At 44.8% G+C, this 16,215-nt stretch carries 15 protein-coding genes; 9 read left to right on the top strand and 6 right to left on the bottom strand.

Annotation, left to right across the window (positions count from 1 at the left end):
- The first annotated feature begins 11 nt into the window (after positions 1-11).
- Positions 12-824 carry a hypothetical protein gene (locus tag B158_RS0100720; RefSeq protein WP_018623402.1) on the top strand — a complete coding sequence of 271 codons (813 nt, stop codon included), beginning with the start codon at positions 12-14 and terminating at the stop codon, positions 822-824.
- Here B158_RS0100720 and B158_RS0100715 read toward each other — a convergent pair whose 3' ends face one another.
- Together B158_RS0100715 and B158_RS0100710 are read right to left on the bottom strand one after the other, a co-directional pair.
- Positions 825-2,204, bottom strand: a complete 1,380-nt coding sequence (locus B158_RS0100715) for a phosphate ABC transporter substrate-binding/OmpA family protein (RefSeq protein ID WP_018623401.1) — start codon at positions 2,202-2,204, stop codon at positions 825-827.
- Between the two features lie 126 nt (positions 2,205-2,330).
- Positions 2,331-2,780: a YiiD C-terminal domain-containing protein gene (locus B158_RS0100710; RefSeq protein ID WP_018623400.1), complete on the bottom strand. Its 450-nt coding sequence runs from the start codon at positions 2,778-2,780 to the stop codon at positions 2,331-2,333.
- A gap of 132 nt (positions 2,781-2,912) precedes the next feature.
- Here B158_RS0100710 and B158_RS0100705 point away from each other — a divergent pair, with 132 nt between their 5' ends.
- The 7 genes from B158_RS0100705 to B158_RS0100675 all read left to right on the top strand — a co-directional run bounded on the left by B158_RS0100705 (position 2,913) and on the right by B158_RS0100675 (position 10,553).
- Positions 2,913-4,658: a vWA domain-containing protein gene (locus B158_RS0100705; protein WP_018623399.1), complete on the top strand. Its 1,746-nt coding sequence runs from the start codon at positions 2,913-2,915 to the stop codon at positions 4,656-4,658.
- Positions 4,659-4,750: 92 nt separating this feature from the next.
- Entirely contained in the window at positions 4,751-5,374 is a 624-nt protein-coding gene (locus B158_RS0100700) for an RNA polymerase sigma factor (protein ID WP_228127048.1), read from the top strand.
- Positions 5,371-6,120 (top strand): hypothetical protein, encoded by a 750-nt coding sequence (locus B158_RS0100695; protein ID WP_018623397.1) that lies wholly within the window; start codon positions 5,371-5,373, stop codon positions 6,118-6,120. The genes B158_RS0100700 and B158_RS0100695 overlap by 4 nt, the downstream gene beginning before the upstream one ends.
- A 196-nt stretch (positions 6,121-6,316) precedes the next feature.
- The gene (gene coxB / locus B158_RS0100690; protein ID WP_018623396.1) at positions 6,317-7,486 is read left to right on the top strand and encodes a cytochrome c oxidase subunit II; all 1,170 of its coding nucleotides are present in this window, start codon (positions 6,317-6,319) and stop codon (positions 7,484-7,486) included.
- Between the two features lie 2 nt (positions 7,487-7,488).
- Positions 7,489-9,048, top strand: coding sequence for a cytochrome c oxidase subunit I (gene ctaD / locus B158_RS0100685; RefSeq protein WP_018623395.1), 1,560 nt, complete (start codon positions 7,489-7,491; stop codon positions 9,046-9,048).
- 27 nt (positions 9,049-9,075) lie between these two features.
- Positions 9,076-9,645 (top strand): cytochrome c oxidase assembly protein, encoded by a 570-nt coding sequence (locus B158_RS0100680; RefSeq protein WP_018623394.1) that lies wholly within the window; start codon positions 9,076-9,078, stop codon positions 9,643-9,645.
- Positions 9,646-9,680: 35 nt separating this feature from the next.
- The gene (locus tag B158_RS0100675; protein ID WP_018623393.1) at positions 9,681-10,553 is read left to right on the top strand and encodes a cytochrome c oxidase subunit 3; all 873 of its coding nucleotides are present in this window, start codon (positions 9,681-9,683) and stop codon (positions 10,551-10,553) included.
- 70 nt (positions 10,554-10,623) lie between these two features.
- On the opposite strand, the gene B158_RS0100670 is transcribed toward B158_RS0100675, so the two are convergent.
- The gene (locus B158_RS0100670; RefSeq protein WP_026309163.1) at positions 10,624-11,280 is read right to left on the bottom strand and encodes a Fe2+-dependent dioxygenase; all 657 of its coding nucleotides are present in this window, start codon (positions 11,278-11,280) and stop codon (positions 10,624-10,626) included.
- An 89-nt stretch (positions 11,281-11,369) separates the two neighbouring features.
- Between B158_RS0100670 and B158_RS0100665 the strand changes: the two genes are divergently transcribed.
- A complete protein-coding gene (locus tag B158_RS0100665) occupies positions 11,370-12,209 on the top strand; it encodes a hypothetical protein (RefSeq protein WP_018623391.1) in 840 nt (279 codons plus the stop codon).
- Positions 12,210-12,269: 60 nt separating this feature from the next.
- Here B158_RS0100665 and B158_RS0100660 read toward each other — a convergent pair whose 3' ends face one another.
- The 3 genes from B158_RS0100660 to B158_RS0100650 all read right to left on the bottom strand — a co-directional run bounded on the left by B158_RS0100660 (position 12,270) and on the right by B158_RS0100650 (position 16,202).
- Positions 12,270-13,277, bottom strand: coding sequence for a YheT family hydrolase (locus B158_RS0100660; protein ID WP_018623390.1), 1,008 nt, complete (start codon positions 13,275-13,277; stop codon positions 12,270-12,272).
- An 82-nt stretch (positions 13,278-13,359) separates the two neighbouring features.
- A complete protein-coding gene (locus B158_RS0100655; RefSeq protein ID WP_018623389.1) occupies positions 13,360-14,673 on the bottom strand; it encodes an HD-GYP domain-containing protein in 1,314 nt (437 codons plus the stop codon).
- 170 nt (positions 14,674-14,843) lie between these two features.
- Positions 14,844-16,202 (bottom strand): HD-GYP domain-containing protein, encoded by a 1,359-nt coding sequence (locus B158_RS0100650; RefSeq protein WP_018623388.1) that lies wholly within the window; start codon positions 16,200-16,202, stop codon positions 14,844-14,846.
- Positions 16,203-16,215: the final 13 nt, after the last annotated feature.

Here is a 16,215-nt window from a genome sequence, read left to right as displayed (position 1 = left end):
AAGGAGGGGAGATGCGCAGTGATGAGGATCAAAAGGTTGCCGAAATTTCGCAATCTAATGTGCAACATTATACCTATCGAATATTTTCACCCTTGGGAGCATATCCCGCTCAAAGCTTAAGTTCTCCACTAGGCCAGCTCATGGTCGAGAAAGATTTTATTGCACTGGCTTTTAAGGATAACCGGCAGGCGTATGATCTCAAATTCATGCTGGCGATGCTATTGTCAGTTAATGACGATAAGGGCTTTCTCAAGCTGTATCCTTTCCCCTATAAACACTTCTACGATTCCGCCAGTTACCAGATTTCTTCACAGAAGCTGCACCAGGATATCAAGCAAAAACTGTCAGACCAGTACCGGCAAAGTGGCGAAACCATTCCTGAGTTTGATCTTTATCAGAATGCCAAGGGCGCTTCATTACCCATCATACTGGGAGGTACTCTTTACAGTACCTTCGAGGGGCTAATTGATACGCATCAATTTAATCTTCTGTCCGATATTCTGTATCAGAAGAAGGATGGCCGCTTCAATCTTTTATGTAAAAGCATGCTGATGAGCAATCAGAACAGCTGCCATTTTCAATTTAGCCAACAGGCTATTCTTTTTTTGCTAGATGCCTTGATACTGCTCGAAGACTTTATGGGCAGTACGAAAATTGACAGCTCCAGACTGCAGACTCTGCTCGCGCAGCTGGGTGATAATAAAAGCGATGCTTTAATTGCCAAGTACCAGCTAGCAGAGTCAATGACACCACTGGATTATCACAAGGCTTTCGATGCTTTGTGCCATGTATTAACCAGGCATTTACTCAAATCTGCCGGTTAATTAGCGACCCACCCAGACTTCTACACGACGATTTTTATTACGGCCATTTTCTGTGCTGTTAGAAGCAATGGCCCCCTTACTTCCATAGCCCTGAACATAGAATGGCTTAACGCCTGCTATCTCCAACTCATTGGCAATGATTCTTGCTAATCGTTTTGAGTCATCCTTGTCATTTTCTTCATTGCCGGATTCGTAACTAAAGCCAAACAGAAACAAATCTTCGAGCTGGTGCTCATTGACATAGTTCACAAGGCGCTGGATATCCAGTTTGGCCTTGTTATCAAGCTGGTCAGTTCCTTCATCAAAATGGAAAGTGATTGATAAGCGCTTTGAGTCGGTGATCATGTTGAGATAACGCGGTGGATAATTGCGATTGAAACGAATAGTCGCGTCATTAACTTTCAATGATATCAATCCTGTTTCTTCAACCACGGTTTGCGCCTGATCCTGTTGTACAAACTGCATAAAACGACGCGCATGAGGATTCTCATTATTCGCTGGATAATACATATAGAGACGACGACTGAGCACATAATCCTCAGTACTGACGGTAAATAAATTTGGCTTAAACGATAATGCGACACCTGATTCTGACAAGGCTAATGGCTTGGTTTGATTGACATAGGAAAGGCCAATAAAACCGATGGCACCTGGTGTATTGAACACCATATTAGACAATTCCCCAGATGACTCATAGCGCTTGGCGTACTCAGATAATTTTACGTTGTGACGTGATAGCACCAATGATTTGAAGGTATCAAAAGTCCCCGAGTTATCATCTCGGGCAAACAGACTGATTTTCTGATCCGGTCCACCAATTTCCTGCCAGTTGCGAATATCTCCAGCAAAAATACGGGCCAGTGTTTCCGTGTCCAAGGTATTGATGGCAAGCTGCGGATGGACAATGACTGCAAGACCATCAACAGCAATGGTCAACTCACTCTCTACCGATTTCAAGTCGCCATATAGCTTGCGCATCTGTTCACGCTCTTTTTCCTTGATACGACGCGATGACATGGCGATATCGGTGTCTTCAGCTGCAAGTGCCTTAAAGCCAGTAGAGGAACCGTGAGCTTTTATGTCTACGGCCTTTAAAGTTCCATCAGGAAATAGGCCAAGTACGGTTTTCTCAACGGCATGAGTTTCCACAACACCAGTACGGATGGCGCCTTCAGCTTTTAAAAATTCTTCAGCCAGTCCCGGGGCTAATGATTCACCAATAGTGTTAGAGCCTTTCATTTCGAACAGGATCGTAGCTTTATTGATATCATCAGCCGAAAAAGTCTTAGTGCTGCTATCTTCAGCCATAGCTGAAACTGATTGCAAAAATAGGCTGCCAAGCAGTAGGGAGGAAATAAAATGTCGCGCAAGTGATGTCATGATCACTCCTGGTCGTATTAATCATGCGTTAGAAACAAGTTCGCAGGATTATAAGATCTTACAGGGAGTCCAAAATGACAGTTTTATGACATCGCAATATGACAAGAGAAGCCTTTATGACAAAAATTACGAAACTTTTTTGATGACAGCAAAATCAGCCTGCATGGTGGCTTTGCTTTCGCCTGCCTCAATCACATCAATTTCCAGCGACAGCCTGCCACGACCTCGTGAATCAAATCGTTTAAGAAAGTGCTCGATAACATCCGGATCTGAAACCTGACAACTGGCCACAATATCGCCCTCAATCGGCTTGCTATAACGAATAGTTGCACTGGCCAGAACAACCGAACCCTGGCGTTGGTGCTGTTGCACCAGGTGTGTGACCAGCGACCAGCCTGCCAGAGTGGCGGTGGTATAAATACTTCCGGCAAACGCTGTGTTGTGAATGTTCTTGTTGGCCTCAAAAGGGGCGGACAGCTGAATACTGTTGCTGGTCAGGTTATCGACCTGAACCTGCAGGGCCTTGGTGATTGGAATTTCTTTATACAGTAGCTGCTGGAGTTCGGTGGTGTTCATGCGTGAATCGAAGTTTACGAGCAATAAAAGGTTACTCTAACAATATTTTGTCAAAAGTTAACCCTTTTCCAACTGGTCAGCGTTTATAGCAGTGTTGTTACTACTAATAGACAGAATATGTGGAGTACGAAAATGAATACCAATAAAGCAAAAACTGTATCAAAGTCATTAAAAATCAGCGCGCTGGCTACCATGGTTGCTATGGCGATAGCTGGTTGCCAGAACACTGACACAGCTAAACTGCAGGCTGAACGCGATAAGCAGGTTGCAGCGGCGAAAGCTGAAGAGCTAAAGCGAGCCAGGCAGGAACAGGAAATGATCGTGGTGACTGGGTCTCGGATTAATGCTCAAGCCAAGGAAAGGGTAGCACTGCATGACGCAGCCATGCCAGCGCCGCAGTCTCCTGCGATGTGGCAACAACCGGAAGTGAATCGCGAACAGTACCAGCACTTTGATGAGTCAGGTATTTTTCTGGCCAAAGAACAGCCGGTTTCAACCTTCAGTATTGATGTGGATACCGGTTCCTACTCCAATGTACGTCGTATGCTGAATGACGGCTACTTGCCGCCACACGATGCTGTGCGTCTGGAAGAGTTTGTGAACTACTTTAATTACGACTATCAAGGACCTGAATCGACTAATCAGCCATTTGCGGTCAATACTGAGGTCTTTTCTGCACCCTGGAATTCAAATGCCTATCTTATGCAGATCGGCATCAAAGGTTTTGAGCCAGAGCAGGAAGAGTTGCCACCTTCAAACTTGGTCTATCTAATCGATGTATCGGGCTCTATGAATAGCGAAGATAAGCTTGGTCTGGTCAAGAAATCGTTGAAACTGTTGGCGCAGGAAAGTAGCGAGCAGGACAGAATATCAATCGTCGTTTATGCCGGTGCCAGTGGCGTGGTGTTGGAGCCAACTAGAGGTAATGATCGAATGGCCATTGAACAGGCCTTGGAGCGCTTAAGCGCTGGTGGCTCTACTAATGGTGGAGCGGGCATCGAACTGGCTTACAAACTGGCTGAGCAGGCGTACATCAAGGATGGTATCAATCGAGTAATTCTGGCAACCGATGGTGACTTTAATGTTGGTACTGTAAACCGCGAACAGCTGATTGATTTGGTTGAGCGGAAACGCGAAAGCGGCATCTCATTTACCACGCTGGGCTTTGGTAGCGGTAACTACAATGAACACCTGATGGAGCAGCTGGCAGACAAAGGCAACGGTAACTACGGTTATATCGATACATTACAGGAGGCTCGCAAATTGCTGGTCGAGCAACGTGCGGGAACCCTGATGACCATTGCCAAGGACGTCAAAATTCAGGTGGAGTTTAATCCGCAGGTAGTCGCTGAGTATCGATTACTGGGTTATGAAAACCGCGCATTGAACCGTGAAGACTTTAACAATGACAAGGTAGATGCCGGTGAAATTGGTGCCGGACATACCGTGACCGCGCTGTATGAAGTTGTATTAGTGGGATCAGAAGGTCGTCGTGTCGATGAACTTCGATACGCTGAACAGCAAGCTGATAAGCAAAAGCTGGCTGATGAGGCTGCATTGGTCAAATTGCGATACAAGATGCCGGATGAAGATAAGAGTCAACTGATCAGTCACATTATTGAGCGTCAGCAGTTCGATGCAGAAAAAAACGTTGCAGACGATAGCCAGTTCGCAGCCAGTGTTGCAGGGTTTGCTCAGTTGCTACGGGGCGGCCGTTACCTCAACGGCTGGGACTGGCAACAGGCCATTGAGTTGGCGCAGAACAGTAAAGGAGCGGACAAGGATGGTTATCGAGGTGAGATGATCCAATTGATGAAGATGGCCAAGCTATTGGATGAACAGAACACAGGCTCGCAAGCTCAGGTGGGTACCGAATAATCGGTACCGCCTGATGAGATAACAATATGCTTGAAAGCCTGAAGCTAACAAGCCATTATGGCGCTGGGGATGTGTTTCAAAAGAGATTGGGTGTGTCCAGAAGTAACGAAACCTTAGATAGTAACCAACAGCGCCAGGCCTCTCACTCAGATCAGCTGAGTGATGAGGCTTTAATGCTTGGTTATGCCAAAGGTAATATGCGTGCTTTTGAACAGCTTTATCAACGGCATAAGAATCCATTGCTACGTTATTTTTTGCGCCAGGTTGATAGTCGCGCCACGGCCGAAGAGCTGTTTCAGGAAACCTGGCAGAGTGTCATCAAGGCCAGCGATAGGTATCAGGCCAGCGCCAAGTTTACTACCTGGTTGTATCACATGGCCCGCAACAAGCTTATTGACCATTATCGCAAGCAGGGCAGAGGCGAAGAATTGTCGCTGGATGATCAAGTTGAGTTGCAGCCAGCGGCCCATTCAGTAGATGAGCCGGAGCAACAGCTAAATGATGCTCAATCAAAACAGCAGTATTTATGGGCATTAGCCCAATTACCGCCAGCACAACGCGAAGTGCTGGTATTGAAAATTGAAAGCGCCATGACGGTGCAGGAAATCGCAGAAACCATACAGGATAATGCTGAGGCAGTGAAAAGCCGCCTGCGTTATGCGGTACAGAAACTCAAGCAATTGATCAGTGAAGCAAGGCTTGAGGTGGAATTATGAGTAAAGACAAAGAGTTAGAACAGTTAAAACAATGGCAGAGTGAGGAAGAAACGGGTCCTGAACTGGACCAGAATATCCTTGCTATGGCTGAGCAGCACGTCAAACAGAAAGAACGAAAAGCAGCCGGTGGAAGCTGGTGGCATCGCCTTCGAGTACCTGTTTCGGTTGCCGCTGGTCTGGTTGTCACTCTAGGTATTGCCCGTCTGATGGTTAATCTGACCGGTGAAAATATGAACAGCATGGCTCAGATTGCCAATTCAGAGCAGATGGAAGAACGCTATGCGATAGAAATGGCAGCGGATTCAGCAAGGCAGGAACTGGCTGAGAAAAAAGAAATGGCAGCCCGGGCCAGACTGTCCGAACAGAAAATGATGGCACCTCCAGCCGCGCCTCAGGAACCTAAGCTATCTGTCTCCAGTAACGATGAGCAAGATACTATCGTAGTTACGGGCTCTAGAATTCGTGCAGTAGACCTGGAATCTGCGGAGCCTGTAGCAGCGGAAAGTCCAGAGCCAGAGCAACAAACTTCTGGTTTTGAGGAGCACGGAGTGCTGGATGAAGCAGTTCTTGGTTACCCGCTTCCAGAAGTCTGGATTGAAGAAATTGAGCTGGCTTTGGATGAAGGTGACGAGATAACCGCCCTGGACCAATGGAGCCAGTTTAAACGCACCTATCCTGACTTTGAAGTCGATGAAAAGCTGCTTAACCGCATAAAAACCCTACAAAAACTTCAAGAAAACCCATAGATCTGTTGGGTTTTATTACAGATCTGTCTAGTTTTTCCCTATCTTCTCAGATAAAATGGCCGCCCTTAAATCTTGATTCGGATCAAGGTTGATTGGTCAAATTCCTGCTAGGGCAGACAGGAATTCTTGGTTTTGAATTAATCAAAGTAAAAACAATTTCCGCATATTGCGGGTTAACGTTAGTGGAGAGAAGAGCATGTCATTGTTCCGCAAAGTCGCTCTCGCTGTAGCCGCGCTAGCTGTTTTAGTGCTAACCGGTTGTAGTGATCAAGCGTATAACATGCGTGAAGGTGTGACTGAGATCAGTAAAGAAGTTTACAGCCTGCACATGATCGTAATCTGGGTCTGTGTAGTGATCGGAGTCCTAACCTTTGGCGCAATGTTTTACTCGATGTTTGCGCATCGTAAGAGCAAAAACCCAAATCCAGCCAAGTTTTCTCACAGCACCACCGTTGAGATCATTTGGACCGTCATTCCTTTCATCATTCTAATCGCACTAGCAGTTCCAGCTGTTAAGTTGTTGATTAAAATGGAAGATTCCAGCAACCCAGACATGACCGTTATGGTTAAAGGCTGGCAGTGGAAATGGGAATATAAATACATCGATGGCGATAACGACCCTAGCAACGATGTAAGCTTCTTCTCAAACCTTGATGATGCTTCGCGTCAGCAGGCTCTAAATGCCGGTAAATATTTCTCTGGCACTAAGATCGAAGACGAAAACTACCTTCTTGAAGTTGATAACCCTCTAGTCATTCCAGCCGGCCAGAAAGTTCGTTTCCTGGTTACAGCTGAAGACGTTATCCACTCTTTCTGGGTACCTGATTTCTCTGTGAAGAAAGATGCTATTCCTGGCTTCATTAATGAAGTTTGGACCAAAGTTGATGAGCCAGGCATTTACCGTGGTGTATGTGCTGAGCTGTGTGGTAAAGATCACGGCTTTATGCCAATCGTGGTTAAAGTGCTTGAGCAGGCAGAATATGATGCCTGGTTGGCAGAGCAGGTTGAAGCCGCTAAATCTGGTCCTGACTTGAATGAGCGTACAATGGCTCAGTTAATGACTGAAGGTGAAGCAGCTTATAACAAGTATTGCGCAGCGTGTCACATGCCAAATGGTCAGGGTAACGGCCCATTCCCATCATTGATTGGAACGGAAGTCGTGACTGGCGAAGGCAGCGTTGGTAAACACATTGATATCGTATTGAACGGTGTACCAGGTACTGCGATGCAGGCGTTTGGTGCTCAGTTAACGGAAGCTGAAATTGCAGCGATTATTACTTATGAGCGTAATGCTTGGGGTAATGACACTGGCGATAAAGTTCAGCCTCAAGACATTTACGATATGAAAAATGGTGGAGGGGAGTAATCATGGCTGACCATAAACCAAAAGGTATTTCTCGCTGGTTGTTTACGACCAACCACAAAGACATCGGTACTATGTACCTGGTGTTCTCGTTCATCATGTTCCTGATTGGTGGTGCTATGGCTATGGTTATCCGTGCCGAGCTTTTCCAACCAGGTCTACAGTTTGTTGAACCTAACTTCTTCAATCAGATGACAACCCTGCACGGCTTAATCATGGTATTCGGTGCCGTGATGCCAGCAACAGTAGGTCTTGCTAACTGGTTGATTCCTATGATGATTGGTGCGCCTGATATGGCTCTACCACGTATGAACAACTGGAGCTTCTGGATTCTTCCTGCAGCTTTCATTCTGTTGTTATCATCATTGTTCATGGAAGGTGGTGCGCCTAACTTCGGTTGGACTTTCTATGCACCATTGTCGACCACCTATGGTCCTCCATCGACTGACTTCTTTATCTTTGGTGTTCACTTGATGGGTATTTCGTCCATCATGGGTGCGATCAACGTTATCGTAACTGTATTCAACATGCGTGCTCCTGGCATGACGTTGATGAAAATGCCATTGTTCGTATGGACATGGTTGATTACAGCATTCTTGCTAGTGATGGTAATGCCAGTACTTGCAGGTGCGGTAACTATGATGCTGACTGACCGTCACTTCGGTACTTCATTCTTTGATGCAGCCGGTGGTGGTGACCCAGTGATGTTCCAGCACATTTTCTGGTTCTTCGGTCACCCTGAAGTTTACATCATGATTCTTCCTGCGTTTGGTATCGCTTCTGCGATCATCCCGACATTCTCACGCAAGAAGTTGTTCGGTTATTCTTCAATGGTTTATGCAACCGCATCGATCGCATTCCTGTCATTCATCGTATGGGCGCACCACATGTTTACCGTAGGTATGCCAGTTAAAGGTGAATTGTTCTTCATGGTTGCAACCATGCTGATTGCGGTTCCAACAGGTGTGAAGGTATTTAACTGGATCGCTACTATGTGGCAAGGTTCTATCACCTATGAAACTCCAATGTTGTACGCGATTGCTTTCGTAATCCTGTTCACTATCGGTGGTTTCTCTGGTGTGATGCTAGCGCTTACTCCTGTTGATTGGCAGTATCATGATACTTACTTCGTGGTAGCGCACTTCCACTATGTACTATTCCCTGGTGCGATTTTCGGTACCATGGCTGCAGTTTATTACTGGATGCCTAAATGGACAGGCCGTATGTATGACGAGAAGTTGGCGAAAGTTCACTTCTGGTTATCAATCGTGTTTGTTAACTTAACCTTCTTCCCAATGCACTTCTCAGGTCTGGCGGGTATGCAACGTCGTGTTCCTGACTACAACATCATGTTCTCTGACTTCAATATGTGGTCAAGTATTGGTGCATTCGGCCTTGGTTTGACTCAGTTCCTATTCTTGTGGATCCTGATTAAAACTTGCTGGTTGAAGAAAGGTGAAAAAGCCACTGATCAGGTTTGGGAAGGTGCAGAAGGTCTTGAGTTTACTCACTTGCCTTCACCAGCGCCGTATCACTCTTTTGATACACCACCTAAAGTGGACTAATCAAATCAACTGATAAAGTAACTGATTATGAGTAATAGTAACCAACAGTCAGAGCAACAAGATAAAAACAAGGTCATGACCAGAAAGCTGGTCATGGTTACCTTGATTATGTTGGCTTTTGGTTTTGCCATGATTCCTTTATACGATGTGTTCTGCGAGATCACTGGTTTAAATGGTAAATCGAACGGTCTTGCTGTTTACGAACAGCAAGAGCCGGATACCAGCCGTGAAATCACAGTCCAGTTCATGACCATTACCAAGAACGACATGCCTTGGGATTTTGAACCGGTGGAAACACAGATTAAGGTCTATCCTGGCAAGGAATATGAGGTTGCTTTCAGAGTTAAAAATCGAGCGGGTAAAGCCATTGTCGGTCAGGCAATTCCGAGTTTTTCGCCTAATCTGGTCAGCCAGTATTTTAATAAAACAGAGTGCTTCTGTTTTAATCAGCAAACACTGGCCGCCGGAGCAACCGAAGAAATGCCGATGCGTTTCTTCGTGGATAAAGACTTACCGGAAAAATATGACACCATTACTTTGGCTTACACATTGCATAATGTGACACCTGCCGAACAACAAACACAGGCTGCTGACTAAGACGTCAGCGCTACGGTCTTTAACGGAGACATACGATGAGTGAACAAACAAATACAGAATACGAAAAGTATTATGTACCAGAGCAGAGCAAGCTGCCGTTTATCGGTTCTGTTGGCTTGTTTCTGACTGCTTTTGGTGCAGGCCACATGGTTCAAGGTGGCTCTCTTTCTTGGGTATTATGGATTGGTTTAGCAGTATTGGTTTACATGCTATCAACCTGGTGGGCTGCAACAATCCGCGAATCCATGAGTGGTTTATACAGCGCGCAAATGAGCCGTTCATTCCGTCAGGGCATGATGTGGTTCATTACTTCAGAAGTCATGTTCTTTGCTGCCTTCTTCGGCGCATTATTCTATGTGCGTATCCTGGTTATGGAGTGGTTAGGCGGTTCAAGCAACAATGCTGCAACCCACGAATTCCTGTGGCCTGAGTTTATTCCGAACTGGCCAATGGAAAAAACTCCTGGTGGCGAAACCACTACTGGAATGGGTGCTTGGGGCTTACCAGCAATCAATACGGCGATTCTATTATTCTCGTCATTTACATTGACCATTGCTCACCACGCCTTAATCGAAAAGAATCGTGCAACCTTAATCCAGTTCACTGCTATTACTGCGGCGTTAGGTGTTATCTTCATGGGTCTTCAAATTTGGGAGTACATCCATGCTTACACCGAAATGGGCTTGACCTTAGGTAGTGGTATTTATGGTTCTACCTTCTTCATGTTGACCGGCTTCCACGGCTTGCACGTAACGGTGGGTACAATCTTCTTGATTATCCTGACCATTCGTTGTGCGAAAGGCCACTTTACCCCACAAGATCACTTTGCTTATGAAGCAGGTGCCTGGTACTGGCACTTTGTTGACGTGGTCTGGGTATTCCTGTTTATCTTTGTTTACATCCTGTAAGCAATAAGCAGACCTAAAAAAACCGCCCTTGTTGGCGGTTTTTTTATGCTCGAAGGAACTGGCTTATGATTTAATCTGCCCATTGGCGAAGCAAGTTGCTGTATGACTTACTGAGACGGTCATATTGCTCGCTCTTACCCTGAGTATTAAATTCATGAGTCGAGGATTGTTTAAGATCAAACAATATTTCACGCTGATGTGGAAAACGGACTTTGCTTTGTAACCAGCCGACCATGGCGGTTCTAGTGCCGCCGGTTACCGGATTGACACGATGCAGATAGGTTGATGGGTAAACTAAAGCTTCACCTTTATCGAGCTTCCATGAGCGCTCACCGCTTGAATCACATAAAACCAGTTCACCGCCTTCATAGTCATTCTGGGGTGTAAGACATAAGGTAAAGGAAACATCAGTTCGGACACCTGCAATAAAGGCATCATCAACATGGTTACCATATTGCATTCCTTGCTGATAACGATTCAGCATAACGCGGGCAAACTGGCGAGGTAAACAGGCAGCTTGAAACAAAGAATTGTTTTGAAGCTGTTTGAGTAACATCGCTAAAGCAGCAGGCTTATCATTGTCTAATATAATCTGCTCATTATTTTTGAGTGAACGGACAGAGTGTCCAGCTGTTTGCTGACCTGAATTAAAATCCAGTTTTGAGATATCTTCACAAAGCACATCAAGGGTAGCTGGCTCAATAAAATGAGAAAGTTGAAGTATCATAAATATGTTATTGAGAATCAATTGCATCTATGGAATGATAGCCAGTATAAAGCAAAGTTTGATAGAAAAGATACTCCAAAGGTAATTCCATGTACGAGAAACGTAAAATCTGGCTAGGTGTTAGCTCAGCCTTGTTGGCAACGACTGTTGCCTCAACAGACCTTGAAGCGAATAGTGATGTTTCTGCTCATACTCAACTTAACGCAGGAATCAGCAGTGTTGCCTTGCTAAGTGCTGGCGAGGGCGGTGAAGGTGAAGGCGGAGAGGGAGAAGGCGGCGAAGGTGGTACGAATATTGATTTAGCAAAAGATAATGCTGCCTATCTTGCACAGCTTGGCTTAATAAGAGGCCATTTATGGGTTGGTTATAAGTTATATCAGGAAGGGCATATTGATATGGCCAAGACTCATATGAAGCATCCAGAAGATGAATTGTATGCTGGCATGGAGCCGGTGTTTAAAGCTCGACAAGTAGACGGCTTTGCCCAAGAATTACAGATGCTTGCTGATGCGGTAAATGATGAGAAAGGCGATGCCGCTGTCAACAAAGCCTATCAGGCTTTACAAAACCAGATCGCAAAAAGCGAACGCATTGAAGATAAGTCAGCGCGTGATGTTTTAATCAGTATCAGTTTGATGATAAGAACAGCCGCAGACGAGTATGCGATAGGGGTAAAAAACGGCGATGTTGTTAATGTGCATGAGTATCAGGATGCTTATGGTTTCACTGAAATTGCCATTGAGCGATTAGACTCAATTAATGGTGAACAGCAGCAGCTAGCCGCAAAAGACATTGAGAACACCAGACAATGGTTGTTAGAACTAAGAGACTTGTGGCCAACAGTTAACCCGCAAGGAAAACTTGAAGGAGACGCCAGTCACTTATATGGTGCAGCGGCCAGGATAGAGTTAGCTGCCATGAATAACTAAAAAATACGTAAGAAAAAGCCGCTAATACAGCGGCTTTTGCTATTAGGCCTGAACCTTTATTTAGGAGTCCGATAGTTGCTCAAGAAGAAATTCATCTAACCAACTATGGAGCTTATAATTTTTGATAAAGCCGCAATGACCACCATGATCAGAAAGAAAATATGCGATATTACTTTTATCAGGTAACTGATAAATAGCACGATAATCTATTATAGGATCGTCTTTAGCTAACAGTATGGTTGTCTCTACTTCAAGATCTTTCAGATAATCCCCAGTAATGTCGTAACCATCAAAATAGGCATTGATACTCTCGTAGTCACCATAATAATTAACCAGCTCTTCAGTGAGCCTACGCATGGAGTCCGTCTGTAAAGACTCTTCAATATCATACAAATGAGGGAATAATTCCTGCTTCTTGCGTAAGGAGCGTTTCCATTTGTACATAAAATATTTGATATAGACAGAAAGTCCATTCTCAAGTTTTTCAAGAATGTCTTTCGGATCAAGCGCCGGACATACAGCAACGGTTTTAGCAAGGCGTATGCCATGTTCTTTCGATTTATTGGCAACGCGCAAGGCGAAATTGCCACCCAGTGAAAAGCCAGCAAGAAACAACTTGGATGGCTGGAATTTATCCTGAATTTTTTTGACAGCACCGATTACTTCATCAAGGCGGTTGGAATGGAAGAGTTCCTGGTTGAGGTGATGGCTATCACCGTGGTCGCGTAAATTAAGACGAATTACGTTATAACCATTTTCAAACAAAGTACTGGCGCAGGACAGAAGATATAGCGACTGATGGCTACCTTCCCAGCCATGAATCAAAACAACTAATGGTGCATCTTGAGCCGCTTCGGCGTAAAAACTTTGTAATTTAATGCCATCATCGCATTCTATGATGACTTCCCTGGAGGCTTCTATCATCGCTTGCGCGCGCTTTTGTACGAAGCCACGTCGAAGTTTAACAGTAGCAAGAAGTGATTGGATGTGCTGGTTGCGAGCCCAATTAGGGGCGGTATAGTCAACGTCTTTTGGGTTAATCTTATTGTGCGATTCTTCAGCTTGCATGACAGTGTGTTGTTGTTAGGACAGCGGCTAGGATATGAAAAAAAAGAACAAAAGTCATGAAGACATCCATAGGGATAAACTATTAAATGGCTTTTAAATATGACTCGTAACTGAAATCGACCTCTGAGTCAGATAATGAACGTTGAATACGTAGAATGTTCCCATCAGAGTCAGCTGGGTGACGCGATAAATCAGTAGCCACTGGCTGGATGCGGTTGCCCTGTGTATCAGTAAGCAACTCTACAACTGGTTCGAGTTTATGATCTTCATTAATTGAAAGAATAATTCCAAGTTGACCATTATTCATTTGAACTAAACTGCCAACTGGGTAAATACCGACCATTTGGATGAATTGTTGTACCAGTTCAGCATCATAGTGGTTAGTTTGCTCTTTGTATAAAACAGACAGCGCCTGACTGGCTGGAATGCCTTTGTGATAGCAACGATCACTGGTCATGGCATCATAGCTATCGACAATGGCGATAATACGGTCATAAAGCGATAGTCGCTGCGATTCTGCATGGTGAGGATAGCCTTCGCCATTCATGCGCTCGTGATGATTCATGGCAACTGCGCAGATTTGCTCATCAATTCCGCCGTGCTTTTTAAGAAAGTCATAGCCAAGGATAGTATGCTTTTTAACTTCATCAAATTCCTCAGGGCTTAATGAAGCAGGCTTGTTTAGAATTTCTTGCGGTACTTTCATCTTGCCTACGTCGTGCAACATACCGCACATACCAAGGACCTCTAGACTCTCTCGAGGCAGCTGCAGATATTTTCCAAAAGCAATGGCCAGTATGCCGACCCGGACGCAGTGTTCCGAGGTATATTCGTCCTGATGCTTGATTTTTGATAGCCAGAACATCGCCGTTTCATTGCGGAGAATACTATCGACGGTTTGTGATACGAGCTCTTTAGAGCCTTCAATATCGATCTGACTGTCACGTTGAACATCACGCATTAATTGATTGATATGGGTATAGGAGCGATCAAAGGTTGATTTAACTTTTTTGAGTTCCTGACGAAGAGTCTGACTGGCTTCATTGGGGCGTAAATCAAGCTTGGGATAGAGAACCTTTCGATTATCAAAATCTATAATAGATTTGTAATAAGTGCGGTAGGATTCGGCATCAATGTAGACATGTTGGCAGTACTTTTGCAGTAGATTGATTTCGTTCTGAGATGAAATCTTGAGCTCCTGAAACATGACTGGAACATCTGTCCAGGGGCGATCAAGCTCAATAACTGTCATGCCCACTCTAAGACGAGAAGCAGGAATCTTGCGTTTTTCAATGACTTTTTCAGTAACAACCTTATTTTTTTTCGAGGTAGGCTTTTGATTTTCTTCTCTTTTCGAGCGAGAAGACTTGTTACCGAACAACCCTAATATGTTCATATTTTTCTACTCCCTATCTCCACATAATAGTACTGAAAGCGAGGAAATGACAAGCAAAAGTGAGCAAAAAACATACAGGGGGCTTGTTTGTAGGGGCGCCAGGTGTCTATTGGCTAGCGAATACTGCTAATTCTGTACTAGCTACCAGACAGCAAGGCGCTATCTGTAATTCAGGCAACCTGAAATGAGGGTGTTGAACGTAGCAACACGGCTTTTAAATCAAAGTGCACCTCATGATCCGCTAACGATCGTTTTATTCTTAAAAAATTTCCGAAAGAGTCAGTCACATGCTTGGACAGGTCAACGGCCACAGGTTGAATAAGCTTGCGATATGGGTCTGTAAGTAACTCAACGACAGGTTCAAGCTTGTGATCTTCATTGGTCGAGAGAACAACAGCAACTTGACCATTGTTCATTTTGACCAGACTGCCTACAGGATATATGCCGACCATTTGAATAAACAGCTGCACAAGCTGGCTGTCATAATGTTGATGCTGTTCATTGTAGAGAATGGAAACGGCCTGTGATGCGGGCATTCCGAGCCGGTAACAGCGGTCACTGGTCATGGCATCATAACTGTCAACGATGGCAATGATTCGATCATAAAGCGAAAGTTCCTGGTCCGAAATCTGTCGCGGGTAACCTTTGCCATTGATGTGTTCATGGTGATTGTGGGCAACCTGTTGAACTTCGGCAGCTATATCACCGTGAGAGGAAAGGTACTGATAACCAAGACTGGTGTGCTGTTTAATAGTCTCGAACTCTTCCTGTGTAAGAGGGGTGGTTTTATTGAGAATCTCACTGGGAATCTGCATTTTTCCGACATCATGTAGCATGCCGCATAAACCTAGTAATTCCAGTTGCTCACGGTCTAGTTGAAGGTATTTACCAAAGGTGATCGCGAGAATTCCGACCCTGAGGCAGTGCTCTGCGGTGTAGTCATCCTGGTTCTTGATCTTGGTCAGCCAGAACATGGCGGTATCGTTGCGTAAAATACTATCGACACAGTCAGCGACTATTTCTCGAGCTGCCTGCACATCAATGCTACTAGAATTTGCAACCTCGTCCAGAACCTGATGTATTTGACGAAGACTTCTGTCAAAAGCTTTTTTGGCCTTAGGCAGCTCTGCTCGTAATGCTCTGCTGGTTTGCTCGGCATCCATAGTTTTGCGGGAGGACGATTTACTTCTCTTTTTATGAAACAGATTATCGGAAGTGACACTGGTATAGGAAATATAATCCACATATACCTCATTACAGTATTTTTGTAACAGGGCTATATCGCTGTGGGTATGAATGGTTACTTCTTGAAAATCGACGGGAATATCCGTCCAAGGCCTATCAAGCTCAACGACGGTCATACCAATTTGTAAATCGGTAACTTTAAGTTTCTTTTTTTCCAGCTTTTGCAAAGAGTCGCCAGGGAAATAGCCTGATCCATTTGACGATTCTTTAACAGAGTGACTGTCGCTGAATTTGCTGTTTTTGTTTTTCCCCATCCAATGGGTCAATTTAGCAAAGAATTTCATGCAACCTCCTTGT

It is taken from the genome of Kangiella aquimarina DSM 16071, from assembly GCF_000374105.1.
Taxonomy (GTDB): Bacteria; Pseudomonadota; Gammaproteobacteria; order Enterobacterales; family Kangiellaceae; genus Kangiella; species Kangiella aquimarina.
Note: the sequence above shows the minus strand (reverse complement) of the source record. Positions and strands in the feature narration are given on the sequence as shown.

Coding starts and splice junctions, on each gene's coding strand:
- B158_RS0100720 (WP_018623402.1), top strand. CDS start 12: ATGCGCAGTGATGAGGATCAAAAGGTTGCCGAAATTTCGCAATCTAAT.
- B158_RS0100715 (WP_018623401.1), bottom strand. CDS start 2,204: ATGACATCACTTGCGCGACATTTTATTTCCTCCCTACTGCTTGGCAGC.
- B158_RS0100710 (WP_018623400.1), bottom strand. CDS start 2,780: ATGAACACCACCGAACTCCAGCAGCTACTGTATAAAGAAATTCCAATC.
- B158_RS0100705 (WP_018623399.1), top strand. CDS start 2,913: ATGAATACCAATAAAGCAAAAACTGTATCAAAGTCATTAAAAATCAGC.
- B158_RS0100695 (WP_018623397.1), top strand. CDS start 5,371: ATGAGTAAAGACAAAGAGTTAGAACAGTTAAAACAATGGCAGAGTGAG.
- coxB (WP_018623396.1), top strand. CDS start 6,317: ATGTCATTGTTCCGCAAAGTCGCTCTCGCTGTAGCCGCGCTAGCTGTT.
- ctaD (WP_018623395.1), top strand. CDS start 7,489: ATGGCTGACCATAAACCAAAAGGTATTTCTCGCTGGTTGTTTACGACC.
- B158_RS0100680 (WP_018623394.1), top strand. CDS start 9,076: ATGAGTAATAGTAACCAACAGTCAGAGCAACAAGATAAAAACAAGGTC.
- B158_RS0100675 (WP_018623393.1), top strand. CDS start 9,681: ATGAGTGAACAAACAAATACAGAATACGAAAAGTATTATGTACCAGAG.
- B158_RS0100670 (WP_026309163.1), bottom strand. CDS start 11,280: ATGATACTTCAACTTTCTCATTTTATTGAGCCAGCTACCCTTGATGTG.
- B158_RS0100665 (WP_018623391.1), top strand. CDS start 11,370: ATGTACGAGAAACGTAAAATCTGGCTAGGTGTTAGCTCAGCCTTGTTG.
- B158_RS0100660 (WP_018623390.1), bottom strand. CDS start 13,277: ATGCAAGCTGAAGAATCGCACAATAAGATTAACCCAAAAGACGTTGAC.
- B158_RS0100655 (WP_018623389.1), bottom strand. CDS start 14,673: ATGAACATATTAGGGTTGTTCGGTAACAAGTCTTCTCGCTCGAAAAGA.
- B158_RS0100650 (WP_018623388.1), bottom strand. CDS start 16,202: ATGAAATTCTTTGCTAAATTGACCCATTGGATGGGGAAAAACAAAAAC.